The organism is Dermacoccus nishinomiyaensis (assembly GCF_900447535.1).
Taxonomy (GTDB): Bacteria; Actinomycetota; Actinomycetes; order Actinomycetales; family Dermatophilaceae; genus Dermacoccus; species Dermacoccus nishinomiyaensis.
In genome coordinates this window covers 463,149-486,933 of record NZ_UFXX01000002.1, presented here as the reverse complement: position 1 = coordinate 486,933, position 23,785 = coordinate 463,149, and the positions used below count along the sequence as shown (strand labels likewise).

At 65.7% G+C, this 23,785-nt stretch carries 13 protein-coding genes, 3 rRNA genes and 1 riboswitch; of the genes, 11 read left to right on the top strand and 5 right to left on the bottom strand.

Annotated features, from left to right (window positions below):
- Positions 1 to 6: 6 nt before the first annotated feature.
- Entirely contained in the window at positions 7 to 1,230 is a 1,224-nt protein-coding gene (locus tag DYE07_RS14010) for an acetyl-CoA C-acetyltransferase (protein WP_062255783.1), read from the bottom strand.
- A 547-nt stretch (positions 1,231 to 1,777) separates the two neighbouring features.
- Between DYE07_RS14010 and DYE07_RS14005 the strand changes: the two genes are divergently transcribed.
- The 5 genes from DYE07_RS14005 (at position 1,778) to DYE07_RS13985 (ending at position 12,449) form a co-directional block, all read left to right on the top strand.
- Positions 1,778 to 3,299, top strand: a 16S ribosomal RNA gene (locus DYE07_RS14005).
- 373 nt (positions 3,300 to 3,672) lie between these two features.
- Positions 3,673 to 6,773, top strand: a 23S ribosomal RNA gene (locus tag DYE07_RS14000).
- An 89-nt stretch (positions 6,774 to 6,862) separates the two neighbouring features.
- Positions 6,863 to 6,980, top strand: a 5S ribosomal RNA gene (rrf, locus tag DYE07_RS13995).
- Together the 16S, 23S and 5S rRNA genes form the textbook arrangement of a ribosomal RNA operon.
- 221 nt (positions 6,981 to 7,201) lie before the next feature.
- On the top strand, positions 7,202 to 10,609 hold the full coding sequence (lysX, locus tag DYE07_RS13990) for a bifunctional lysylphosphatidylglycerol synthetase/lysine--tRNA ligase LysX (protein WP_237723761.1): 3,408 nt from the start codon (positions 7,202 to 7,204) through the stop codon (positions 10,607 to 10,609).
- A 148-nt stretch (positions 10,610 to 10,757) separates the two neighbouring features.
- Positions 10,758 to 12,449: an alpha/beta fold hydrolase gene (locus tag DYE07_RS13985; RefSeq protein WP_115297334.1), complete on the top strand. Its 1,692-nt coding sequence runs from the start codon at positions 10,758 to 10,760 to the stop codon at positions 12,447 to 12,449.
- A 119-nt stretch (positions 12,450 to 12,568) separates the two neighbouring features.
- On the opposite strand, the gene DYE07_RS13980 is transcribed toward DYE07_RS13985, so the two are convergent.
- The 3 genes from DYE07_RS13980 to DYE07_RS13970 are packed head-to-tail and all read right to left on the bottom strand — an operon-like array spanning position 12,569 to position 15,311.
- Positions 12,569 to 13,237, bottom strand: a complete 669-nt coding sequence (locus DYE07_RS13980; RefSeq protein WP_006944079.1) for a methionine ABC transporter permease — start codon at positions 13,235 to 13,237, stop codon at positions 12,569 to 12,571.
- Entirely contained in the window at positions 13,234 to 14,307 is a 1,074-nt protein-coding gene (locus DYE07_RS13975; protein ID WP_172463037.1) for a methionine ABC transporter ATP-binding protein, read from the bottom strand. Before DYE07_RS13975 ends, DYE07_RS13980 begins: the two co-directional genes overlap by 4 nt.
- A complete protein-coding gene (locus tag DYE07_RS13970; protein ID WP_171969960.1) occupies positions 14,304 to 15,311 on the bottom strand; it encodes a MetQ/NlpA family ABC transporter substrate-binding protein in 1,008 nt (335 codons plus the stop codon). The genes DYE07_RS13975 and DYE07_RS13970 overlap by 4 nt, the downstream gene beginning before the upstream one ends.
- 177 nt (positions 15,312 to 15,488) lie before the next feature.
- Positions 15,489 to 15,600, bottom strand: a riboswitch (SAM riboswitch).
- Positions 15,601 to 15,812: 212 nt separating this feature from the next.
- Here DYE07_RS13970 and DYE07_RS13965 point away from each other — a divergent pair.
- On the top strand, positions 15,813 to 16,196 hold the full coding sequence (locus DYE07_RS13965) for a neutral/alkaline non-lysosomal ceramidase C-terminal domain-containing protein (RefSeq protein ID WP_115297333.1): 384 nt from the start codon (positions 15,813 to 15,815) through the stop codon (positions 16,194 to 16,196).
- A gap of 67 nt (positions 16,197 to 16,263) precedes the next feature.
- Here the strand turns inward: DYE07_RS13965 and msrA are convergent, their stop codons facing one another.
- Positions 16,264 to 16,911 (bottom strand): peptide-methionine (S)-S-oxide reductase MsrA, encoded by a 648-nt coding sequence (msrA, locus tag DYE07_RS13960; protein WP_115297332.1) that lies wholly within the window; start codon positions 16,909 to 16,911, stop codon positions 16,264 to 16,266.
- A gap of 153 nt (positions 16,912 to 17,064) precedes the next feature.
- Between msrA and DYE07_RS13955 the strand changes: the two genes are divergently transcribed.
- The 5 genes from DYE07_RS13955 (at position 17,065) to DYE07_RS13935 (ending at position 23,729) form a co-directional block, all read left to right on the top strand.
- Complete coding sequence (locus DYE07_RS13955) at positions 17,065 to 18,126, top strand: GNAT family N-acetyltransferase (RefSeq protein WP_115297331.1); 1,062 nt, start codon at positions 17,065 to 17,067, stop codon at positions 18,124 to 18,126.
- The gene (locus DYE07_RS13950; RefSeq protein ID WP_115297330.1) at positions 18,123 to 18,917 is read left to right on the top strand and encodes a hypothetical protein; all 795 of its coding nucleotides are present in this window, start codon (positions 18,123 to 18,125) and stop codon (positions 18,915 to 18,917) included. Before DYE07_RS13955 ends, DYE07_RS13950 begins: the two co-directional genes overlap by 4 nt.
- Before the next feature lie 73 nt (positions 18,918 to 18,990).
- Positions 18,991 to 22,038: a glycine--tRNA ligase gene (locus tag DYE07_RS13945; RefSeq protein WP_172463048.1), complete on the top strand. Its 3,048-nt coding sequence runs from the start codon at positions 18,991 to 18,993 to the stop codon at positions 22,036 to 22,038.
- A gap of 141 nt (positions 22,039 to 22,179) precedes the next feature.
- Positions 22,180 to 23,388 (top strand): cystathionine gamma-synthase, encoded by a 1,209-nt coding sequence (locus tag DYE07_RS13940; RefSeq protein ID WP_038569144.1) that lies wholly within the window; start codon positions 22,180 to 22,182, stop codon positions 23,386 to 23,388.
- Positions 23,385 to 23,729 carry a hypothetical protein gene (locus DYE07_RS13935; RefSeq protein WP_038569143.1) on the top strand — a complete coding sequence of 115 codons (345 nt, stop codon included), beginning with the start codon at positions 23,385 to 23,387 and terminating at the stop codon, positions 23,727 to 23,729. Before DYE07_RS13940 ends, DYE07_RS13935 begins: the two co-directional genes overlap by 4 nt.
- The last annotated feature ends 56 nt before the right edge of the window (positions 23,730 to 23,785 follow it).

Sequence of the window (23,785 nt, the reverse complement as noted above, 5' to 3'; positions counted from 1 at the left end):
GGTCGATCAGTTGAGGCGTTCGTAGATGATGGCCATGCCCTGGCCGCCGCCGACGCACATCGTCTCGAGGCCGAACTGGCCGTCGGTGGACTGGAGTCCGTTGAGCAGCGTCGTCGTGATGCGCGCGCCGGTCGAGCCGAAGGGGTGGCCGAGAGCGATGGCGCCGCCGTGAACGTTCAGCTTGTCGAGGTCCATGCCGAGGTCGTGGGCGCTCGGCAGCACCTGCGCGGCGAAGGCCTCGTTGATCTCGTACAGGTCGATGTCGTCGATGCTCATTCCGGCGCGAGCGAGGGCCTGCTTGCTGGCCTCGACGGGGCCCATGCCCATGATCTCGGGGGAGAGGCCGCTGACGCCGGTGGAGACGACGCGGGCGAGCGGCTTGAGGCCGAGCTGCTGGGCCTTGACGTCGCTCATGACGACGAGCGCCGCGGCGCCGTCGTTGAGCGGGCAGCAGTTACCGGCGGTGACGGTGCCCTCCTCGCGGAAGACGGGCTTGAGTCCGGCGACCGAGTCGTACGTGACGCCGGCGCGGGGGCCGTCATCGGTGGAGACGACAGTGCCGTCCGCGAGCGTGACGGGGGCGATCTCGCGGGCGAAGAACCCGTCGGCGATGGCCTTCTCCGCGAAGTTCTGCGAGCGGACGGCCCACTCGTCCTGCTCCTGACGGGAGACGCCGCGGTAGGTGGCGACGTTCTCGGCGGTCTGGCCCATCGCGATGTAGACGTCGGGAAGCTCGCCCGACTCACGGGGGTCGCTCCAGCGTGCGTTCGTCTTGGCCGTCTCGAGGGTTCGGGCCATGGCGTCGGCGAAGCGGGGGTTGAGGTCAGCGTCGTCCGAAGCACCCGCACCGGCAAAGTTCGTGTATTGGGAGACGCACTCGACGCCGGCGGAGATGAAGATGTCGCCCTCGCCGGCCTTGATGGCGTGAGCGGCCATGCGCGTCGTCTGCACGGAGCTGGCGCAGAAGCGGTTGACGGTGGCGCCCGGCACGGTGTCCATCCCGAGCAGGACCGAGACGACGCGAGCCATGTTGTTGCCGTGGCGCCCGGAGGGCTCGGCGCACCCCAGGTACAGATCCTCGACGAGCGAGCGGTCGAGGTCGGGCACCTTGGCGAGGGCGGCCTCGACGACCTGGGCGGCGAGGTCGTCGGGTCGGACATCCTTGAGTGAACCCTTGAACGCGCGCCCGATGGGCGTGCGTGCTGCGGAGACGATGACGGCTTCAGGCATGGAGTGTTCCTTCCGGCTTTGGGCGCGGTCGCCCACGGTTTCCGATGCGAGTCTAGGTGCCACGCCCCCGCCGCGGAGGGGAACGGCCCAAGCGGCTCGGCCGGCCCGATTTGCACGCTCCGAAGAACCTGGGCTAATGTTTACGAAGTCAGCCCGACAGGGCGGGCACCGGAAGCGAAAACCCCGCTTCGATCCATGATCGAAGGTCCGGCAGGTACACGACGGTGCGGCCCGGCTGATGCTTCATCTGGAGCCAAGTGCGCGAGATGACGGCGAGAGCCGGAATTGACGCCCAAGAGCCGGATGGATTACGGTTAAGAAGTTGCCCCGAGCGGGTGGCGAGCGAAAGTTCGCCGCTTCGTGTGGTGTGCGATGGTGTTTTGAGAACTCAACAGCGTGCCGATGTGATCATCGCCAAACATTTTAGTGGCACTTATGGAGTGTCGCGTGTTTTGGCTGAGTGATTAATGATTGTACAGAACGACGATGACCCTTTTGGGGTTGTTGTTTGTCACCGTTTTTTTCTCGGTCAGGGTAACAAATTTTTTCTACGGAGAGTTTGATCCTGGCTCAGGACGAACGCTGGCGGCGTGCTTAACACATGCAAGTCGAACGATGAAGCACCAGCTTGCTGGTGTGGATTAGTGGCGAACGGGTGAGTAACACGTGAGTAACCTGCCCCTCACTCTGGGATAAGCCTGGGAAACTGGGTCTAATACTGGATACGACCGATCTCCGCATGGAGTGTTGGTGGAAAGTTTTTGTGGTGGGGGATGGACTCGCGGCCTATCAGCTTGTTGGTGGGGTAATGGCCTACCAAGGCGACGACGGGTAGCCGGCCTGAGAGGGCGACCGGCCACACTGGGACTGAGACACGGCCCAGACTCCTACGGGAGGCAGCAGTGGGGAATATTGCACAATGGGCGAAAGCCTGATGCAGCGACGCCGCGTGAGGGATGACGGCCTTCGGGTTGTAAACCTCTTTCACCAGGGACGAAGCTAACGTGACGGTACCTGGAGAAGAAGCACCGGCTAACTACGTGCCAGCAGCCGCGGTAATACGTAGGGTGCGAGCGTTGTCCGGAATTATTGGGCGTAAAGAGCTTGTAGGCGGTTTGTCGCGTCTGCTGTGAAAGACCGGGGCTTAACTCCGGTTCTGCAGTGGGTACGGGCAGACTAGAGTGTGGTAGGGGAGACTGGAATTCCTGGTGTAGCGGTGAAATGCGCAGATATCAGGAGGAACACCGATGGCGAAGGCAGGTCTCTGGGCCATTACTGACGCTGAGAAGCGAAAGCATGGGGAGCGAACAGGATTAGATACCCTGGTAGTCCATGCCGTAAACGTTGGGCGCTAGGTGTGGGACTCATTCCACGAGTTCCGTGCCGCAGCTAACGCATTAAGCGCCCCGCCTGGGGAGTACGGCCGCAAGGCTAAAACTCAAAGGAATTGACGGGGGCCCGCACAAGCGGCGGAGCATGCGGATTAATTCGATGCAACGCGAAGAACCTTACCAAGGCTTGACATACACCGGAATCATGCAGAGATGTGTGCGTCTTCGGACTGGTGTACAGGTGGTGCATGGTTGTCGTCAGCTCGTGTCGTGAGATGTTGGGTTAAGTCCCGCAACGAGCGCAACCCTCGTTCCATGTTGCCAGCACTTCGGGTGGGGACTCATGGGAGACTGCCGGGGTCAACTCGGAGGAAGGTGGGGATGACGTCAAATCATCATGCCCCTTATGTCTTGGGCTTCACGCATGCTACAATGGCCGGTACAGAGGGTTGCGAAACCGTGAGGTGGAGCTAATCCCAAAAAACCGGTCTCAGTTCGGATTGGGGTCTGCAACTCGACCCCATGAAGTCGGAGTCGCTAGTAATCGCAGATCAGCAACGCTGCGGTGAATACGTTCCCGGGCCTTGTACACACCGCCCGTCAAGTCACGAAAGTCGGTAACACCCGAAGCCGGTGGCCTAACCCTTGTGGGGGGAGCCGTCGAAGGTGGGACTGGCGATTGGGACTAAGTCGTAACAAGGTAGCCGTACCGGAAGGTGCGGCTGGATCACCTCCTTTCTAAGGAGCATCAAGCCCTTGCCACACCGTTCGTGTGTGGGGGGTGCTCATGGGTGGAACGATGATCATGGTGCAGCCTGCATGGTTGCCGGCATCAGCGAGTACGAACCAGTCATACGCGTCTTGATCCCTTGATGGGGTGAGGATGTGGGGCTGGTTGGGGAAAGCGTGGTGGTGGTGAGTGTGTTGGGGTTGTGTTCGGCGCGTTGTTGGGTTCTCAGGACACGGATCGTGTTCTGGGGTTGTGGTCAACACAAGATCACACACCAAGTGAAGGCTCTTCATCTTGTTGGATGGGGTTTGGGTGTGTGGGGTTGTGTGTGGCGTGTTGTTTGAGAATTACACAGTGGACGCGAGCATCTAGTATCTGTGATCTTAAGTTTTTAAGGGCACACGGTGGATGCCTTGGCACCAGGAACCGATGAAGGACGTTGTAATCTGCGATATGCCTCGGGGAGTCGATAAACAGGCTGTGATCCGGGGATTTCCGAATGGGGAAACCCGCCATGAATCATGTCATGGCACCTGCACCTGAACACATAGGGTGTTGGGAGGGAACGTGGGGAAGTGAAACATCTCAGTACCCACAGGAAGAGAAAACAAGAGTGATTCCGTGAGTAGTGGCGAGCGAAAGCGGATGAGGCTAAACCATGATCGTGTGAGACCTGTCAGGGGTTGCGGTTGTGGGGTTGTGGGACAGTGCTGATCCTCACTGACATGAGGGTGCGCAGTAAGAAACCATGTGCGTAGTTGAACAATCTTGAATGGTTGAGCGTAGAGGGTGCGACTCCCGTAGACGAAACGTGTGTGGCTGTGTTGTGCTGTTTCCCAAGTAGCACGGGGCCCGTGAAATCTCGTGTGAATCTGGCAGGACCACCTGCTAAGCCTAAATATTCCCTGGTGACCGATAGCGGACTAGTACCGTGAGGGAAAGGTGAAAAGAACCCCGGGAGGGGAGTGAAATAGATCCTGAAACCGTGTGCTTACAATCCGTCGGAGCCTCTGTGTGGGGTGACGGCGTGCCTTTTGAAGAATGAGCCTGCGAGTTAGTGCTCAGTGGCGAGGTTAACCCGTGTGGGGTAGCCGTAGCGAAAGCGAGTCCGAATAGGGCGTTTGAGTCGCTGGGTCTAGACCCGAAGCGGAGTGATCTACCCATGGCCAGGTTGAAGCGCCGGTAAGACGGCGTGGAGGACCGAACCCACTTAGGTTGAAAACTGAGGGGATGAGCTGTGGGTAGGGGTGAAAGGCCAATCAAACTCCGTGATAGCTGGTTCTCCCCGAAATGCATTTAGGTGCAGCGTCGCGTGTTTCTTGCCGGAGGTAGAGCTACTGGATGGCTGATGGGCCCCACCGGGTTACTGACGTCAACCAAACTCCGAATGCCGGTAAGTGAGAGCGTGGCAGTGAGACTGCGGGGGATAAGCTTCGTAGTCGAGAGGGAAACAGCCCAGATCATCAGCTAAGGTCCCTAAGCGTGTGCTAAGTGGGAAAGGATGTGGAGTTGCTGTGACAACCAGGAGGTTGGCTTAGAAGCAGCCACCCTTTAAAGAGTGCGTAATAGCTCACTGGTCAAGTGATTCCGCGCCGACAATGTAGCGGGGCTCAAGCACATCACCGAAGCTGTGGCAATGACACACTGACCCTTAACGGGGGTGTTGTTGGGTAGGGGAGCGTCGTGTGGCGAGTGAAGCGGCCGAGTGATCGAGTCGTGGATGCTACACGAGTGAGAATGCAGGCATGAGTAGCGAATGACGGGTGAGAAACCCGTCCGCCGAATAACCAAGGGTTCCAGGGTCAAGCTAATCTGCCCTGGGTAAGTCGGGACCTAAGGCGAGGCCGACAGGCGTAGTCGATGGACATCCGGTTGATATTCCGGAACCGGCGAAGAACCGCCCATACTGAACCATGGGATGCTAAACACCCGAACCATGCCAACCGGTCCTTCGGGATCATCTGGTGTGGGGAGCGTGTGACCCGATCGTGTAGTAGGTAAGCGATGGAGTGACGCAGGAAGGTAGCCTCCGCGGGGCGATGGTAGTCCCCGTCCAAGCATGTAGGCCCACTGGTAGGTAAATCCGTCAGTGATGTGGCTGAGATGTGATGGTGACCACGTATGTGGGAAGCAGGGTGATCCTATGCTGTCGAGAAAAACTTCTAGCGAGGTTCGAGCCGCCCGTACCCCAAACCGACTCAGGTGGTTAGGTAGAGAATACTAAGGCGATCGAGTGAATCGTGGTTAAGGAATTCGGCAAAATGCCCCCGTAACTTCGGGAGAAGGGGGGCCCAAGCCTTGAAGCCCGTACGGGCTAGGGGTGAGGGTCGCAGAGACCAGGGAGAAGCGACTGTTTACTAAAAACACAGGTCCGTGCGAAGAAGTAATTCGATGTATACGGACTGACGCCTGCCCGGTGCTGGAAGGTTAAGAGGACTGGTTAATCACTTCGGTGGTGAAGCTGAGAATTTAAGCCCCAGTAAACGGCGGTGGTAACTATAACCATCCTAAGGTAGCGAAATTCCTTGTCGGGTAAGTTCCGACCTGCACGAATGGCGTAACGACTTCTCCACTGTCTCAACCACGAACTCGGCGAAATTGCAGTACGAGTAAAGATGCTCGTTACGCGCAGCAGGACGGAAAGACCCCGGGACCTTTACTACAGTTTGGTATTGGTGTTCGGTACGGCTTGTGTAGGATAGGTGGGAGACTGTGAAGCATGCACGCCAGTGTGTGTGGAGTCATTGTTGAAATACCACTCTGGTCGTATTGGGCTCCTAACTTCGGTCCGTGATCCGGATCAGGGACAGTGCCTGATGGGTAGTTTAACTGGGGCGGTTGCCTCCTAAAGGGTAACGGAGGCGCCCAAAGGTTCCCTCAGCCTGGTTGGCAATCAGGTTTTGAGTGTAAGTGCACAAGGGAGCTTGACTGTGAGACAGACATGTCGAGCAGGCACGAAAGTGGGGACTAGTGACCCGACGGTGGCTTGTGGAAGCGCCGTCGCTCAACGGATAAAAGGTACCCCGGGGATAACAGGCTGATCTTGCCCAAGAGCTCATATCGACGGCATGGTTTGGCACCTCGATGTCGGCTCGTCGCATCCTGGGGCTGGAGTAGGTCCCAAGGGTTGGGCTGTTCGCCCATTAAAGCGGTACGCGAGCTGGGTTTAGAACGTCGTGAGACAGTTCGGTCCCTATCCGCTGTGCGCGTAGGAAACTTGAGAAGACCTGTCCCTAGTACGAGAGGACCGGGATGGACGAACCTCTGGTGTGTCAGTTGTTCCGCCAGGAGCACCGCTGATTGGCTACGTTCGGAAGTGATAACCGCTGAAAGCATCTAAGCGGGAAGCACGCTTCGAGATGAGGTTTCCATACACCTTGTGTGTGAGAGGTTCCCTAGAGACGATGGGGTTGATAGGCCGGATGTGGAAGACCAGTAATGGTTGTAGCTGACCGGTACTAATGAACCGATAACTTATTATCACACTCAGTATTGTTGTGCTAGTGCTCGCGTCCCTGTGTAATTCTGAAACAATACACTCGCCATGATGGGTTGCTATGTTTCATAGTGTTACGGTGGTTATAGCGAAGTGGGAAACGCCCGGTCACATTCCGAACCCGGAAGCTAAGCCCTTCAGCGCCGATGGTACTGCACTCGGTAGGGTGTGGGAGAGTAGGACACCGCCGGACTTCTTCTAAGACGTGATGGTCTTGAACAGCTCCCCCGAAAGACTGGGGTTGAGTAGTTCAAGACCATCACGCATTTCTACGTCCACCACAAAGCCGTGGCTACAAACCATGGCGTCCACCGTGAATCGTCGCCCGGGCGCACTCCACGGCCACATCAGGGATTCATTGGAACATCGGGGGATCTCCAGTGTTTCCTCACGTCCCGGGGCTAGTGTCGTGCCGTGGTGGAGACGGGGAACAAGAACGAGCGCCTCACGTCGTCGGTCGAGGCGTGCAATCGTTGGCGGGATCATGGGTGGCGGGACAAGGTCGCGATCTGGGCCGGCCGGCTGCTCGTGCTGGCGGCGTTCGTCTCTCTCGCCGGAGTGTTCTTCCACCGCAGCGTGATCCTGCGCGTCGTCATGGACGTCCTTGGCTGGGTCAACATCCCGAGTGAGCCGTCCCTGTTCGCCGCCTGCATGGCTCTCGTCCTCGCAGGCGGTATCCGCCGTCGTTTCCGTCCGGCGCACACCGTCCTCGCCGTCGTCATGGGGCTTTCGGTGCTGGACTCGCTCGCCCGTCTCGTGTTCGCGCACCAGGTCACCCAGATGATCAACCGTCTCCACGTGCGTGGCGTCTATCGCGACTGGGCGCAGTTCCAGACGTCGCCGGGTGTGTCCGCAGCCATCCTGGCTCTGAGTGTCACGTCGTTCGTCGTCGTGCTCCTCGCGCGCCCCGCGTTCCGAGCGCGGTTCAGTTCCGGCTCGAAGGCGGCGGCACTCATCAGCCTCATCGGAGGTTTGTTCCTGTCGTTCGTCGTCGCGTTCTTGCTCACCCTGTCGTTCCCGCGTGATCTCGACACCCTCGGGCAGAAGTTCGTCTGGTCGGTCCGCAGCACGTTCGGCGTCAGGACACCGCCGGCCAGCCCGGGTTTCGGAGGGCACCACGGGTACGAATGGACCTTCGTCGTCGCGAGCACGGTGTCGACCCTCGTCCTCATCTTCTCGCTGCTCGTCCTCTGGCGTTCGGGCCGCGGCTCCGGGCTCATCGACGCCGACGAGGAACTGCGCATCCGCCGTCTCCTGCTCGAGCACGGCGAGGACGACTCCCTGGGGTATTTCGCCACGCGTCGGGACAAGGCCGTCGTCTTCGCCCCCGACGGCCGCGCCGCCGTCACGTTCCGCAACGAGGGGAGCGTCAGCGTCGCGTCCGCCGACCCCATCGGGCGAGCTGAGTCTTGGGACGACGCCATCGCCGTGTGGCTCGGCCAGTGCCGCGAGCATGGGCTGTACCCCGCCGTCCTCTCCGCCAGCACGAGGGGAGCGCGCGCCTACGTCGAGGCGGGGCTCAAGGCGTGGTCGCTCGGTGACGAGGCCATCATCGACACCGACACCTTCTCCTTGCGCGGGCGCTCGATGCGCCCCGTCCGCCAGGCCGTCACCCGCGTCGAACGCTGCGGCTACACGACCCAGGTACGCCGCCACGACGAACTGGGCGACGACGAACTGGCCGAACTCTCGCGGCTCGCCGACGACTGGCGCGGCAACGAGACCGAGCGCGGATTCTCGATGGCCCTCAACAGGCTTGGTGACCGCGCGGACGGGCGCTGCGTCGTCATCACCGCCCACGACACCCGCGGCGCCGTGCGGGGGTTCCTGTCCTTCGTCCCGTGGGGCTCGCGCGGGCTGTCGCTCGACCTGATGCGCCGCGACCGTCAGGCCGAGAACGGCCTCAACGAGTTCATGGTTGCGCACCTCGCCGAAGCGGCACCCGCCCTGGGCATCCGGCGCATCTCGTTGAACTTCGCAGTCTTCCGCAACGTCTTCGCCGATGCGGACGAGGTAGGCGCTGGCCCCATCACCCGCGTCACGGACAAGGCGCTCTCGATCGCGTCGAAGTTCTGGCAACTGGAGACGCTCTACCGCTCGAACGACAAGTACCACCCCGAATGGGTGCCGCGCTTCCTCTGCTACGACGCCGAGCTCACCGTCCCGCGTGCCGGTTTCGCGATGGGTGTGGCCGAGGGTTTCGTCCCCCTCATCGGGCCGCGGTTGCTCGTCGGGCCCAAGCCGGCCGACCATCAGCCGCCGCGCCCCGAAGCCGTCTTCGTCGAGCGAGTCCAGGCCCTCGAGGCGGACGCACTCACCCCCCGGATGCCCGAGCCGCGCCGCAGCGAACAGCAGCGCGTGCGCCGCGAGAAGCTCGCCCACATGGAGGCCGGCGGCGTCGAAGGCTACCCCGTCGCAGTGCCGCGCACCGCGCGCATCGAGGACGTCGTCACGGCGCACGGCCGGCTTCCCGCCGATCACCGCACGGGCGAGCGCGTCTCCGTCACGGGGCGGGTGCGGGCCCTGCGCGACTTCGGTGGCGTCAGCTTCGTCGTGCTCGACGAGGACGGCGCCCGCCTCCAGGCGATGGCGACGCGCGACGTCACCCCGGCCGAGAAGTACGATCACTGGCGACACTGGATCGACCTCGGGGACATCGTCTCGGTGACGGGCGAGATCGTCACGTCGAAGCACGCAGAGCTGTCCGTGCACGTCAGCGACTGGCAGATGGCGGCGAAGTGCCTGAGCCCGATCCCCGACCTGCACTCACCGTTCCGCGACCCCGACGTGCGCGTCCGCAACCGCTCGCTCGACCTCATCGTCAACCGTGATTCGATGGACATGCTGCTGCGCCGATCACGCGGTGTGCGGGCGTTCCGTGACGCGTTCGACGCACTCGGGTACACCGAGGTGGAGACGCCGATGCTGCAGGCGGTGCACGGTGGGGCGTCCGCGCGCCCGTTCAAGACTCACATCAATGCTTACGGCATGGATCTGTTCATGCGCATCGCTCCCGAGCTGTACCTGAAGCGGCTCGCCGTCGGCGGGATGCAGAAGGTGTTCGAGCTGAACCGCAACTTCCGCAACGAGGGCGCAGACGCGACCCACAACCCCGAGTTCACCTCGCTCGAGGCCTACGACGCCTACGGCGATTACCTGACGATGCGCGACCTGACGCGCGAGGTGCTCCTCGCCGTCGCGCGGGCCGTCAACGGTGGGGAGTTCGCCGAACGCCTCCGCCCCGACGGCACCATCGAGCGTGTCGACCTGTCGGGGCAGTGGCCGACGATCCCCGTGCACGAAGCCGTCTCCAGGGCCTGCGGGGTGTTGCTGACGTCGGCGTCGTCGCGGGACGAGGTGGCTGCGGTCTGCGCGGCGCACGGCGTCGACGCGCCGCGCGAGAAGAGTGCGGGTGAACTCGTCGTCGAGCTGTACGACGAACTCGTCGAGGGCCAGACCATGTTCCCGACGTTCTACATCGACTTTCCCGTCGAGACGTCACCGCTCACCCGCGCGCATCGCGGCGACCCCAGGCTGTCGGAGCGCTGGGACCTCGTCGCGTTCGGCGCCGAGATCGGCACCGCCTACTCGGAGCTCGTCGACCCGATCGAACAGCGAAAGCGCCTGACGGAGCAGTCCCTCAAGGCCGCGGCCGGTGACGTCGAGGCGATGTCGCTCGACGAGGCGTTCCTCAGCGCTCTCGAGTACGCGATGCCGCCGACGGGTGGGCTCGGCATCGGCGTCGACCGCTCCATCATGATGATGCTCGGTGCGCCGATCCGTGCGACGCTCGCGTTTCCGTTCGTGCGCCCTCAGGGTTGATCACCCTTGTCGAGCGACATGCCTAGTGTGACGAACTTTACACAAAGGTTACACAGGGGAGACACACAGCGCATTCCAAGGGGCATGATCGAACACGGCGCCACACGCTCGTGGACGCGCGGTTCACCAGGCCATCCAGGGAGTACGCATGAAGAAGACCATCGGCGCCGTGGGCGCTGCGTTCAGCCTGCTGGGCGTCGGGCTGTCGGCCCCCGTCACGGCGGCGAGTTCCGTTCCCGCTCAGGGCGCGACGCCCACTGCGGACGCCTCCTCGTCCTACACCCCGCCGCCGGTCACCTGGGGTACCTGCGCGAACGCGCGCCTGAGCAAGGCCGGCGCCCAGTGCGGATTCGTCCAGGTGCCCCTCGACTACGCCAAGCCCAAGGGCGAGAAGATCAAGATCGCCGTCTCCCGCATCAAGCACAAGACGAGCGACGCCAAGAAGCAGGGCATCATGCTCGTCAACCCAGGTGGCCCGGGCGGCTCTGGTCTGACGCTGTCGCGCCTCGGCGGCGCCGTGCCCAACAAGGGCGGCGACCCGTACGACTGGATCGGCTTCGACCCGCGCGGCGTGGGCTCCAGCGTCCCGACCCTGGCCTGCGACGGCAACTACTTCGGCTACAACCGCCCTGACTACCGGGTGACGAAGGCCGGCACGTCGCAGGCCTGGCTGAAGAGGTCGGCCGCCTACTCCGCGTCGTGCTCCAAGGCTGCCGGTGCGAAGCTCATGCCGCACATGAAGACGATCGACAACGTGCGCGACATGGACTCGATCCGCAAGGCGCTCGGTGAGAAGCAGATCAACTTCTACGGCTTCAGCTACGGCACGTACCTCGGCCAGGTCTACGCCACGATGTTCCCGAAGCAGACGCGTCGCATGGTCATGGACGGTGTCGTCGACCCGCGCGACGTCTGGTACGACGCGAACCTCAACCAGGACATCGCGTTCGACAAGAACATGGACGTCTTCTTCGACTGGGTCGCGGGCAACGACGCGACGTACCACCTCGGCACGAGCGGCAAGGCCATCAAGAAGCAGTGGTATTCGATGCGCGACAAGCTCGCGAAGAAGCCCGCAAACGGCAAGATCGGACCTGACGAGTGGACCGACGCCTACCTCAACGCCGGTTACTACGTCTTCGGCTGGGAGGACGACGGCGCCGCCCTGGCCGCTGCGCTGCAGAAGGGTGACTTCGGCCCGACGACCGCGCTGTACGACGACGCCAACGGCTCCGGGCCGGGCTCGGACAACAGCTACGCGGTCTACCTCGGCACGCAGTGCACCGACGTCAAGTGGTCGAACGTGTGGAGCAAGTGGCTCTCGGACAACTCGAAGGTCGACAAGAAGGCGCCCTTCGAGACGTGGGCGAACGCCATGTTCAACCTCCCGTGCACGAGCTGGCCGGTCACGGCGACGAACGCGCAGGCCATGAAGATCGACGGTTCGAAGGTCGGGCCGGTGCTCCTCATCGCCGAGACCCACGACGGTGCGACGCCGTTCCCGGGCGCGCTCGAGGTGCGCAAGCGCTTCCCGAAGAGCGCTCTCATCGAGGGCGTCGGTGGAACGACGCACTCCGGTTCGCTCAATGGCATCGCCTGCACGGACGACAAGATCTCCGCCTACCTCCTCACCGGCGCGATGCCCGCGCGGACGGGTGGACCGGGCCACGCCGACGTCGAGTGCGACCCCGTGCCCCAGCCGGAGCCCGGCCCCGCCAACGAGGTGACGGACAGCGCGTCCAGCACGAAGAAGAAGCACCACCACGTCCAGCAGCGTGAGGGCATGCAGGCCGACCTGCGCTCGAGCCTGCAGAAGGTCGCCACCGTCGGCGCTCGCTGACGCACGGTTGGTCTGACGGACGCTGGTCTGACGCGTCCTGACGGCGAAGGGCCGCGATCATCCTCTTCGGATGGTCGCGGCCCTTCGTCATGCTCGCGCCGAGCGGCGCGGAGGGTGTCTCAGTGACGCAGCGCCTTGCGGGCCAGAGCGTTGCCGATGAACTGGGCGATCTGAACGAAGACGATGATGACGACGACGGCGGCCCACGTCACGGCCCAGTCGTAGCGGCGGTAACCGTAGGACAGGGCGAAGTCACCGATGCCGCCGCCGCCCATGGCGCCGACGACGGCCGTCATGTCGATGACCGCGACGAGCGCGAACGTGTAGCCGAGGATCAGCGGCGCCAGCGCCTCGGGGATGAGCACGGTGCGAATGATGCGCCACGGACTCGCCCCCATCGCCTGCGCCGCCTCGATGACGCCGGGGTCGACGCTCACGAGGTTCTGCTCGACGATGCGGCTGATGCCGAAGGTCGAGGCGATCGTCAGCGGGAAGATCATCGACTTCGCACCGATCGTCGAGCCCGTGACGGCGAGCGTCAACGGCCCGAGAGCGGCGGCGAAGATGATGAACGGGATCGGTCGGATGATGTTGACGAGGACGTTGAGCACTGTGTGCAGAACTCGGTTCTCGAGGATGCCGCCGCGTCGTGTGGTGTTGAGCAGCACGCCGAGGGCGAGGCCGAGCAGGCCGCCCATGATGATCGTCGCGCCGACCATGAGCAGCGTCTCGCCCACTGCGGTGACGATCGTGGGGCGCAGCGCCTCCCAATCGGTTGCGGGCATCATGCGGCGACCTCCTCGACGTCGGCGGCGAGACGCAGTTCGTCGAGCACGGTGGTGACGGCGTCGTCGTCGCCGCGCAGGGCGAGCGTCAACGTCGTCAGGGTGTCGTCCTTGAGCGGTGTGAGGCCGCCGTGCACGATCTCCGGTTCGACGCCGTGTGCGGACATGCGGGCCAGGACACGGCCGAACTCGCGCGGGTCGTGAACCGTCAGCGTCGCGAGGTGCCCGTCGTGGGCAGCGCGCAGCCGGGCGCTCTCGCGTGCGTCGGGCACGTTCCGCAGGGTGGCGTCGACGAGGCGGCGCGTCGCGTCCGCCTTCGGCGCGCCGAGGACGTCGACGGTGCGCCCGGACTCGACGATGCGGCCGGCCTCGAGGACGACGACGTCGTCGGCGAGTTCGCGCACGACGTCCATCTCGTGGGTGATGACGACGATCGTCACGCCGAGCTCGTCGTTGACGCGGCGCAGCAGCGCGAGGACGTCCTTCGTCGTGTCGGGGTCGAGCGCGGACGTGGACTCGTCGGCGAGCAGGATCTCCGGGTTCGTCGCGAGCGCACGGGCGATGCCGACGCGCTGCTTCTGCCCGCCTGAGAGCTCGTCGGGGTAGGCCCACGCCTTCTCGGTGAGCCCGACGAAGCTGAGCAGCTCGGTGATGCGCGCCTCCTGGCGCGCCTTGTCCCAGTCGGCGACCTCGAGGGGGTAGGCGACGTTGGCGTACACCGTGCGCGAGCGGATGAGGTTGAACTGCTGGAACACCATGCCGATGCGGCCGCGCAGCTCGCGCACCTGCTTCGCGGACAGCGACGCGAGGTCGACGCCGTCGATCTCGACGTGGCCGCGCGTCGGCGTCTCCAGCCCGTTGATGAGACGTACGAGGGTGCTCTTGCCGGCGCCGGAGAAACCGATGACGGCGACGATGCGTCCGCGCTCCACCTGCGTCGTGATGCCGTCGAGAGCCGTCACCCGGCTCTTGCCGCGGGTGAACGTCTTGCCGACGTCGTGGAAGGCGACGGCGGGCGGGGTGGCACTCGCCGGCGCGGCGGCCTTCGTCGGTGTGGGGGAGGGGCCCGTCACTTCGATCCCTTCGCCTTGATCTGGGCCTCGAGGTTCGCGAGGATGCCCTGCACCTCGGAGGCGGAGTTGTTCACGAGGACGCTCGTGCCCTTCGTGCGCTCCTCGATGAGCTTCTCGACGCTCGGGTCGTGGTAGGCCTTGACGAACTTGGCGTAGTCGGCGTTGTCCTTGTCCGCGGCGCGCGCGACGACGACGTTGATGTACGGCTTCGACGAGGCCGCATGCGGGTCGTCCTTGAACAGGGCCTTGCTCGGGTCGAGCTTCGCGTCCGCGGCGAAGTTGTTGTTGACGATCGCGCCGTCGACGGACGGCAGCGCGGCCGCGGTCTGCTCGGCGTTGACCGCTGTGACGGTGACCTTCGAGGCGCCAGCGTCGATGTCGGCCGGGGTCGACAGCGAGGTGCCACCACCCTTGAGCTTCAGCAGTCCGGCGCTCTGCAGCAGCAGCAAGGCGCGCGCCTGGTTCGTCGGATCGTTGGGGATGGCGATCTTGCCGCCCTGGGGGAACTGGCCGACGCTCGTGTGCTTCTTCGAGTACAGCGCCAGCGGGACGATGTACGTCGCCCCGATGGGCGTGAGGTTCTGCTTCGCCTTGGTGTTGTAGTCGGCGAGGAATTGCAGGTGCTGGAACTGGTTGAGGTCGACCTGGCCCTCGGAGAGCGCGGGGTTGGCCTGGGTGTAATCAGAGAAGTTGACCGGTTCGATGTCGAGGCCGTACTTGTCCTTGCCCACCTTGACGAGCTGGTTCCAGTACGGGTCCGACGCCTCCGTCGTGCCCACCTTGAGGTGGGTCAGCTTGTCGTCACTGCTCCCGCCGAGCACCTTGGCCCCGATGCCGGCGGCCAGCGCGACGACGAGGACGCCAGCGCCGATCGCGACGTACTTGCCGGTGTTGTTCTTCGGTTTCGGGGGCAGGGCGGTCGCGCCGTTCTCGGCGCTCGTGGCGTCATGCGTGGACGAGGCGGGCGTCGAGGTCTCGTCGGCGGGGGTGTGCTTGTCGGTCATGATCTCTCCTGGTGAGGCGGCAAGGATGCGAATGCGCGGGGCTGGCGCGGGTGCGCGGAGTCAGCGTGAAGGCGGGGCGCCGGGGTGGGGCGCGGTGCGCGGTGTCGTGCGGGGCATGCCTTTCGGGGCCTGGGCAGCGCAACGGAAGGCTCACGAGGATGCCGTCACGTTGGGTGCCGAGCGTGCTTGCCGCGTGGTCGACGCGGCCGGGTCATCACCTGGAGCACCCCGCCACGCGTGTGAGGGTTGCCGTCCGACCAGCCAGGGCTTTGCATCGGATCTCTTGACCAGCAGCGAGATTAGAGCCGCGCACGACAAAGCGTCAAGTTGTGGCACTGGAGATGAGACGTGGGCGAAGATTGTGACGTGCGACACGCGGCGTGGCTGATGCGGCGTCTTTCGCCGTCGAGGCTCGGGTGAGTGATTTCTTCACACAGCTTGGACGATCGTCTAGGTGGGTGATGAGTGTGACGTCGGCCACGCGCCGAGGGCCCCGGCGTCGTGTTCGACGACGTCCCACCCGGGCAGCACTTCGGTGACGTCCTGACTCAGCCGGACGCCACACGCTCGGCTGGTTCGAGCGTGCGGGCGGTCTTCCGCGGCGGCCACCCGAAGAATGACTTCCGCACGATGGGCACGTTCGTCAAGGTGCAGCGTCAGGTCGGCTCGTCGTGGGTCGACGTCCTCGACGACCACGACTGGGACACCGCGTACGTCTGGTCGCGCGAGGGCGTCTCGTACTCGCGATGCACCATGGAGCGGCGCATACGTCGCGGCACGCCCGCGAGCACGTATCGCCTCGTGCAGCAGGGCAACTGGAAGAACGGCTGGAACGGCAAGGTCAGTGCCCATACCGGAACGAGCCGGGCCTTCCAGGTGCGCTGAGACGGCCGGTGCGCCGCGGTGGCCGGTTGATCGGCCGCCGGCTCAGCAGCCGCCGTGCATGTCGTCGTCAGCGTGGCGGGAGGACATCCGTCTGCGCGGGCAGGTCGGCGACGCCGACGGGGCACGTGACGCCCTTGAAGCCGTGGTTGCAGTAGCCGCCAGGGTGCTTGGACAGGTACTGCTGGTGGTACAGCTCCGCCGGCCAGAAGGGGCCCGCCTCGTCGGCCGGGCGCATCTCGGTCGTGATGGCGCCGCGGCCCGCGTCGTCGAGTGCCTCTTGGAAGAGCGCGGACGTCTCGCGGGCAGCGCGCTCCTGCTGCGGCGTCGTCCAGTAGATCGCCGAGCGGTACTGCGTGCCGACGTCGTTGCCCTGCCGGTTCGCGGTCGTCGGGTCGTGGTTCTCCCAGAACGCCTTGAGAAGCTCGCGTTCGGACACGCGCGACGGGTCGTAGGCCACCATGACCGTCTCGGTGTGGCCCGTGCCGCCGTCACAGACGTCCTCGTACGTCGGCTCGGTGGCGTGGCCGCCCATGTACCCGACGGCCGTGGTGACGACGCCCGGAATCTTCCAGAAGATGCGTTCGGCGCCCCAGAAGCAGCCCATCGCGACGTACAGGGTCGCCGAGCCGTCGGGCAGTTCGGAGAACATCGGCACGTCGAGGACGTCGTGCAGGTCGCTCGCCTCGGGCGTTCGGGTGTGCTTTCGAGTGAACATGAGGTGCCTTTCCTCGGGTTCCGAGACAACACCGCCGGCGGTCGAGGCATTCCGGCCCGAGCCTCCGCCGGCATGAACGGGTTGTCGCACGATCCAGGCGGACGCGCCGAAAAACCGGTTGCGTACGCAGCTGGTGCTGAGTGCAATGTCGCCATGCGCATTCGTCAGATCGGCCCGTCCGACCCGCTGTTCGACGCCTGGGCGCAGGTGTTCATGACGGTGGGCCACGAGCAGTGGGGCAAGCACACGACCGCCTACCCCGCCGACGAGCTGCGCGCCATGTGGGGCAAGGAATCCGAAAAGCGTCATGCGTTCGTCGCCGTCGAGGGGGAAGCCTCGTGCGACGACGACGCCGTTGGGGGAGCAGCCGACATACAGGATGATGGCGTGGACACAGCAGCTGGCGTCGTCGGTGCCGCCGAGCTCGTCCTGCCGCGCCGCGACAACACCCACCTCGCGTTTCTCCACCTCGACGTGCCGGCTCCCGCGCGACGACGGGGTGTCGGCTCGGCGCTGCTCTCAGCCGCGGAGGAGATCATGCAGGACGAGGGACGTACGACGGTCCTCGTCGAGACGCAGACGCCCGTCGGCCAGCCTGACGCCGCAGGCGCCTTCCTCGCTGCCCGCGGGTTCGCCCAGGCCCAGACGTGCGTGCGCAACGCTCAGCGTCTGCCGGTCAGCGACGCCGTCGCCGCACAGATGCGTGCCGCCCTCGCGTTCGACGACGAGTATGTCGTCGAGACGGCCGTCGACGACCTCCCGTCGCAGTGGCTCGAGGAGCGGGCCCGTCTCGGAGCGATGATGTCGACCGACACCCCGCTCGGTGACGTTGCGATCGAACCGGAGACGTGGGATGCCGCGCGGGTGCACGAGCTGTTCGACACCGCACGCGCTCAGGGTCGACGCGTCGTCGAGGCCGTGGCGTGGCACCGACCGAGCGGGCAGATGGCCGCGTTCACGCACGTCAGCGTTCCCGCGGAGACGCCTTGGATCGCCTACCAGGACGACACCCTCGTCGAGGCCGCGCACCGTGGGCACCGGCTCGGCTACCGGGTCAAGGCTGCGGTGTCGCTGCTGCTGCCGCAGGTCGCGCCGGGCGTCGAGGTGCAGCGCACCTGGAACGACGAGACGAACACCCACATGCTGCGGATCAACTCCGAGCTCGGCTACGAACGCGAGGGCACGATGTTCGAATGGCAGAAGAGGCTTGCATGAGCCCGTCCGAGGCGCCCGTACGCGAGGTGCTCGGCATCGAGGTGACGCACGAGCAGCTGCTGCAGTGGCGCGCGTGGACGATGCCGGTCGATCAGCCGTTCGTCGTGCCCCGCAGCGTCGCGCACGACCTCGGCCTGCGCGACGAGCCCGAGCGGGTGACGTTCGAGCTCAAGGACACGTTCCTGCTGTACGGCGTGGACGACCAAGCCATCTGCTGGCTCGATCGCGCGGCGGCGCGCGCCTTGCCGGCGTCTCTGAGGCGAGCGCAACCCACGCGTCACCTCTGGCGTAGCGGTGACGACGCGTCGGCCATCGCGCGCGACCTCGAGCGCGTCGTGGCATACGTCGTCGAGGGGCGGCGCGCGAGTCGTCATCGCGAGATCACCCAGCGGGCCTGGGCCGACATCGACGCCGTGCTGCCAGGCGCCCGTGAGATCGCGGGGACGTTCCCGCGCGCCAGCGGGCCCAACTGCTTCGGTGCCGTTCTCGCCGCGGCCGGCGTGGACGGCGCACGTGAGGAGTGGATGCAGCGCGAGCCGATCGAGGCGTGGCTGCGGGAGCGGACGCGGTTGCTGCCGCGTCATGACACCGACGACGGCCTTGGTGTCGTCCATGTCTGGCGCAACCCCGACGGCCTGATCGACCACGCGGCCGTCAGCCTGGGTGGTGGCTGCGCGCTCCACAAGCCGTCGTGTGGATGGATGTCGCCGACCAAGGTGCTGACGACGCGGGAACTCATGGCGAGCGCCCGCGTTCCCGGGCGGCGCGTGCGCCGTCATCGTCTGCTGTGACGTCGTGATCGGGACGAATGGGCGGGGCGCGTGCGCACTCGGTAACCTGGGGCGCGTGACCGACGTGCTGACGATGCAAGATGCCCTGTTGACGCTGCAGAAGTACTGGACCGACCGCGGATGCATGGTCGTGCAGCCCTACAACACCGAGGTCGGTGCGGGGACGATGAACCCCAACACCGTCATGCGCGTGCTCGGGCCCGAGCCGTGGCACGTCGCGTACGTCGAGCCCTCCGTGCGCCCCGATGACAGCCGCTACGGCGAGAACCCGAACCGGCTGCAGACGCACACGCAGTTCCAGGTCATCCTCAAGCCCGACCCGGGCAACCCGCAGGAGCTCTACCTCGGCTCGCTCGAGGCGCTCGGCATCGACCTCGACGCGCACGACGTGCGCTTCGTCGAGGACAACTGGCAGCAGCCCGCCATCGGCGCGTGGGGCCTGGGTTGGGAGGTCTGGCTCGACGGCATGGAGGTCACGCAGTTCACATACTTCCAGCAGGTCGTCGGGCAGAACCTCGAGCCTGTCGCCGTCGAGCTGACGTACGGCATGGAGCGCATCCTCATGGCGCTGCAGGGCGTCACGCACTTCAAGGACATGGCGTACGCCGAGGGCATCAGCTACGGCGAGGTGTTCGCGCAGAACGAGTACGAGATGTCGCGCTACTACCTCGACGACGCCGACGTCGACGCGGCCCGCGCGTTCTTCAAGGAGTACACCGACGAGGCTCAGCGCCTCATCGACGCACGCCTGCCGGTGCCGGCGTGGACGTACGTGCTCAAGAGCTCGCACGCGTTCAACATCCTCGACAGCCGCGGCGCCGTCTCCACGACGGAGCGTGCGCGCTCGTTCTCCCTCATGCGCCGCCTCGCTCGCGAGACCGGTGCACTGTGGAGCGAGCGTCGCGCCGAACTCGGTCACCCGCTGCTCAAGGGCGACGCGGCGACGTCACGCGTGCGTGAGCTGGCGGAGGCGGCCGCGTCGGCGCCCAACGTCACCCAGCCCGTCGAGAAGCCCGAACCGGCGCCCACCGCAGCCGAACTCGGCGACGCGCCGCAGACGTTCACGTTCGAGATCGGCGTCGAGGAGATGCCGCCGCACGTGCTCGACGCGACGATTCCCGCCGTGCGTGACGCTGTCACGTCGGCGCTCGCCGGCACCCGCCTCGAGCACGGCGACGTCGCCGTCGTCGGCACGCCGCGCCGCATCGTCGTCACCGTGCCCGGGGTCAGCGCGCACGAGCCGGACTCCGAGACCCTCGCCAAGGGCCCGAAGGTCGCGGCCGCCTACAAGGATGGTGCGCCGACGAAGGCCCTCGAGGGCTTCGCGCGCGGCAAGGGCGTCTCCGTCGACGACGTCGTCACCGCCGAGTTCGACGGTGCCGAGCACGTCGCCGTCAAGCAGACGCAGACGGGGCGCGGTGTGCTCGAGGTGCTCGGCGAGATCGTCGCCGACGTCGTCTCCGGCCTACGCAGCGACAAGAACATGAAGTGGAACGACCCGCAGCTGACGTTCAGCCGCCCGATCCGCTGGGTCGTCGCGCTGTGGGGCAAGCACGTCGTCCCCGCGACGGTGGGCTCACTCACCACGGGCCGCACGACGTACGTCGCGCGCACCGCAGCGCAGCCGCACGTCGACGTCGCCGCTGCCGACGAGCTCGTCCCGACGCTCGAAGCGGCCGGTTTCGTGCTCGACCCGACAGCGCGACGCCGCCAGGTCGTCGACGGTGCCCTGGCGCTCGCGAAGAGCGTCGGCGGCACGATCGACATCGACGGCGAGGCGAGCCTCGTCGACGAGATCACGAACCTCGTCGAGGAGCCGCACGGTGTGCTCGGCACCTTCGAGGAGCGCTACCTCGAGCTGCCCGAGCAGATCCTTACCACCGTCATGCGCAAGCACCAGCGCTACCTGCCGGTGCGCGACGCCTCCGGCACGCTCATGCCGTACTTCGTCACGATGGCCAACGGCTCGATCGACGACGACGTCGTGCGCGCCGGCAACGAGTCCGTGCTGCGGGCCCGCTATGAGGACGCGGCGTTCTTCTGGGAGGCCGACCTCAAGGTTCCGCTCGACGACTTCCGCGCGCAGATCGACAAGCTGACGTTCGAGAACCGTCTCGGTTCGTTCGCGCAGCGTGCGGACCGCATCAAGGACGTGTCGACGAAACTCGCTGCGTCCGTTGAACTCACGGGCGATGAGCAGGCAACGTTGTCGCGCGCCGGTGCGCTCGCGAAGTTCGACCTGTCGACGGCGATGGTCGTCGAACTGTCGAGCCTCGCCGGAACGATGGCGCGCGAATACGCCCTGAAGGCGGGGGAGGCCCCGGCTGTGGCCGATGCCCTGTTCGAGATGGAGAAGCCGCGCTCGGCGGGCGACTCGCTGCCCTCCTCGACGCCGGGCGCGCTGCTCGCGCTGGCCGACCGGTTCGATCTGCTCACCGCGATGTTCGCCATCGGCGCGAAGCCGACCGGCTCGTCCGACCCGTTCGCGCTGCGCCGCGCGGCGCTCGGCGTCGTGTCGATCCTGCGCGGTGTGCCGGCCGTGGCCGCCATCAGCGTGAGCGACGGTCTCGACGCTGCCGCCGCGCGACTGCGTGAGCAGGGCGTCGAGGTCTCGGGCGAGGCGCTCGCATCGGCTCTCGAGTTCGTCGAGGGCCGCTTCGGCCAGCAGCTGCGCGACGAAGGCGTCTCGGCGGCGCTCGTCACGGCCCTCAGCCCGAGCGCCGGAACGCCCGGTCGCGCGGCCGCGGTGCTCGCCGATGTCGAGGCTCTGCGCGATGACGAGGCGTTCCGCGCCCTCGTGCAGGTGACGCAGCGCATCACGCGCATCGTGCCTGCGGGCACCCAGCCGGGCTTCGATGTGTCCGTGCTCACCGACGAGGCCGAGAAGACGCTGGCTCCGCTCGTCGAGGCACTGCCCGACCACTCGGGTGACTCGCTGACGCAGTGGTTCGCGGACGCCTCGGGTCTCACCGAGCCGCTCAACAGGTTCTTCGACGACGTCCTCGTCATGGCTGACGACGAGGCGCTCAAGGCCGCTCGCCTCGGCCTGCTGCAGAGCGTCATCGCCAAGGCGCCGGCCGGCATCGACTACAAGGAACTCGACCGGGCGCTCGACGTCTGACCCGAGCGAACCCGATGGCCTCACCCCGTGTCGACGAGGTGGGGCCATCGTCGTGTCCCCATTCGCCGTGTGCAGTGCGGCCTCGGTGCCGGATTCACACGACTTTCGGGGTTGTCGGTGCGCAGCACTAGGCTTGTCGGCATGACGCACGACAACGAGAACGCAGACCTCTCCGACCTCTCGACCCTCGGTTTCACGACCCGCGCGATCCACGCGGGGCAGGAGCCCGACCCGCGCACGGGCGCGGTCGTTCCGGCCATCTACCAGACCTCGACCTACAAGCAGGACGGCGTCGGCGGTCTGCGTGAGGGCTACGAGTACAGCCGCTCGGCCAATCCGACGCGCACGGCGCTCGAGGAGTGCATCGCCGCTCTCGAGGGCGGCGCCAAGGGTTTCGCGTTCGCCTCCGGTCTCGCGGGCTCGGACACCGTCATCCGCTCGATCCTGCGCCCGGGTGAGCACATGGTCATCCCCACCGACGCCTACGGCGGCACCTACCGCCTCGTCGACAAGGTGACGAAGAGCTGGGGCGTCGAGTACTCGACGGCACCCATCGCCGACGTCGACGCCGTGCGCGCCGCCGTCACCGACAAGACCAAGCTGATCTGGGTGGAGACTCCGACCAACCCCAAGCTCGGCATCGCCGACATCACGGCGCTCGCGGCCGTCGCGCACGAGGCGGGCGCACTGCTCGTCGTCGACAACACGTTCGCCTCGAGCTACCTGCAGCAGCCGATCGCGCTCGGCGCCGACATCGTCGTGCACTCGACGACGAAGTACTCGGGCGGCCACTCCGACGTCGTCGGGGGAGCGGTCGTCGTCGCGAAGAACATCGGCGTGCCCGAGTTCGAAGACGCCGCGGAGCGCATCGGCTTCCACCAGAACGCGATCGGCGCCATCTCCGGTCCGTTCGACAGCTGGCTGACGTTGCGCGGTCTCAAGACGCTGTCGGTGCGCATGGAGCGTCACTGCGACAACGCCGAGAAGATCGTCGAGTTCCTGGCGAGCCGTGATGACGTCACGAAGATCTACTACCCGGGCCTCGCCTCGCACCCGGGCCACGACGTCGCCGTCAAGCAGATGAAACGCTTCGGCGGCATGGTGAGCTTCGAGGTGGCCGGCGGCATGGAGCGCGCGCTCGAGGTCTGCAATGCCACGAAGATCTTCACCCTCGGCGAGAGCCTCGGCGGCGTCGAGTCGCTCATCGAGCACCCGGCGAGGATGACGCACGCCTCCGTCGCCGGCACGGACCTCGAGGTACCGGCCGCCCTCATCCGTCTCTCCGTGGGCATCGAGGAGGCCGACGACCTCGTCGCCGACCTGCGAAACGCACTCGACTCCACGCGATGACGGGTGTCGTCGTGCGCCTCGTCCTCGCGGGCGTGGCGCTCGTCGCGGCGCTGTACCTGCTGCGTCGCGCCCGGGCGGCGCGCGCCGCGTGGGCGCGCGACGAGGCCGGCATCACGCGGGCGGAGCGGTGGTGGGCCGACACGCAGGGCGGCCCGTTCGACCAGGACCGCCCCGAGCCTCCGGCCGACGTCGTCGCCCACCTCGGGGCGCGGGGCCCGCGCACCGATCTGCGTCGGCCACGGCCGGCCCAGGCCGAATGGGTCTGGGGCTGGCTGCTGCTCGGCGTCAGCGCGCTGCTGGCCATCTCCGTCGCGGCGCAGGTGACGACTGGCACCGTCTGAGGCGGACCAGCCGGCCGCGCACACCGGAGCCGGCGCACGCGTCGCGTCGGATGCAC

What these genes read in the sequence shown, in the direction of transcription:
- DYE07_RS14010 (WP_062255783.1), bottom strand. Translation starts at nt 1,230, where the DNA reads ATGCCTGAAGCCGTCATCGTCTCCGCAGCACGCACGCCCATCGGGCGC.
- DYE07_RS13985 (WP_115297334.1), top strand. Translation starts at nt 10,758, where the DNA reads ATGAAGAAGACCATCGGCGCCGTGGGCGCTGCGTTCAGCCTGCTGGGC.
- DYE07_RS13945 (WP_172463048.1), top strand. Translation starts at nt 18,991, where the DNA reads ATGCAAGATGCCCTGTTGACGCTGCAGAAGTACTGGACCGACCGCGGA.
- DYE07_RS13935 (WP_038569143.1), top strand. Translation starts at nt 23,385, where the DNA reads ATGACGGGTGTCGTCGTGCGCCTCGTCCTCGCGGGCGTGGCGCTCGTC.
- DYE07_RS13955 (WP_115297331.1), top strand. Translation starts at nt 17,065, where the DNA reads ATGCGCATTCGTCAGATCGGCCCGTCCGACCCGCTGTTCGACGCCTGG.
- DYE07_RS13970 (WP_171969960.1), bottom strand. Translation starts at nt 15,311, where the DNA reads ATGACCGACAAGCACACCCCCGCCGACGAGACCTCGACGCCCGCCTCG.
- DYE07_RS13950 (WP_115297330.1), top strand. Translation starts at nt 18,123, where the DNA reads ATGAGCCCGTCCGAGGCGCCCGTACGCGAGGTGCTCGGCATCGAGGTG.
- DYE07_RS13980 (WP_006944079.1), bottom strand. Translation starts at nt 13,237, where the DNA reads ATGATGCCCGCAACCGATTGGGAGGCGCTGCGCCCCACGATCGTCACC.
- DYE07_RS13940 (WP_038569144.1), top strand. Translation starts at nt 22,180, where the DNA reads ATGACGCACGACAACGAGAACGCAGACCTCTCCGACCTCTCGACCCTC.
- msrA (WP_115297332.1), bottom strand. Translation starts at nt 16,911, where the DNA reads ATGTTCACTCGAAAGCACACCCGAACGCCCGAGGCGAGCGACCTGCAC.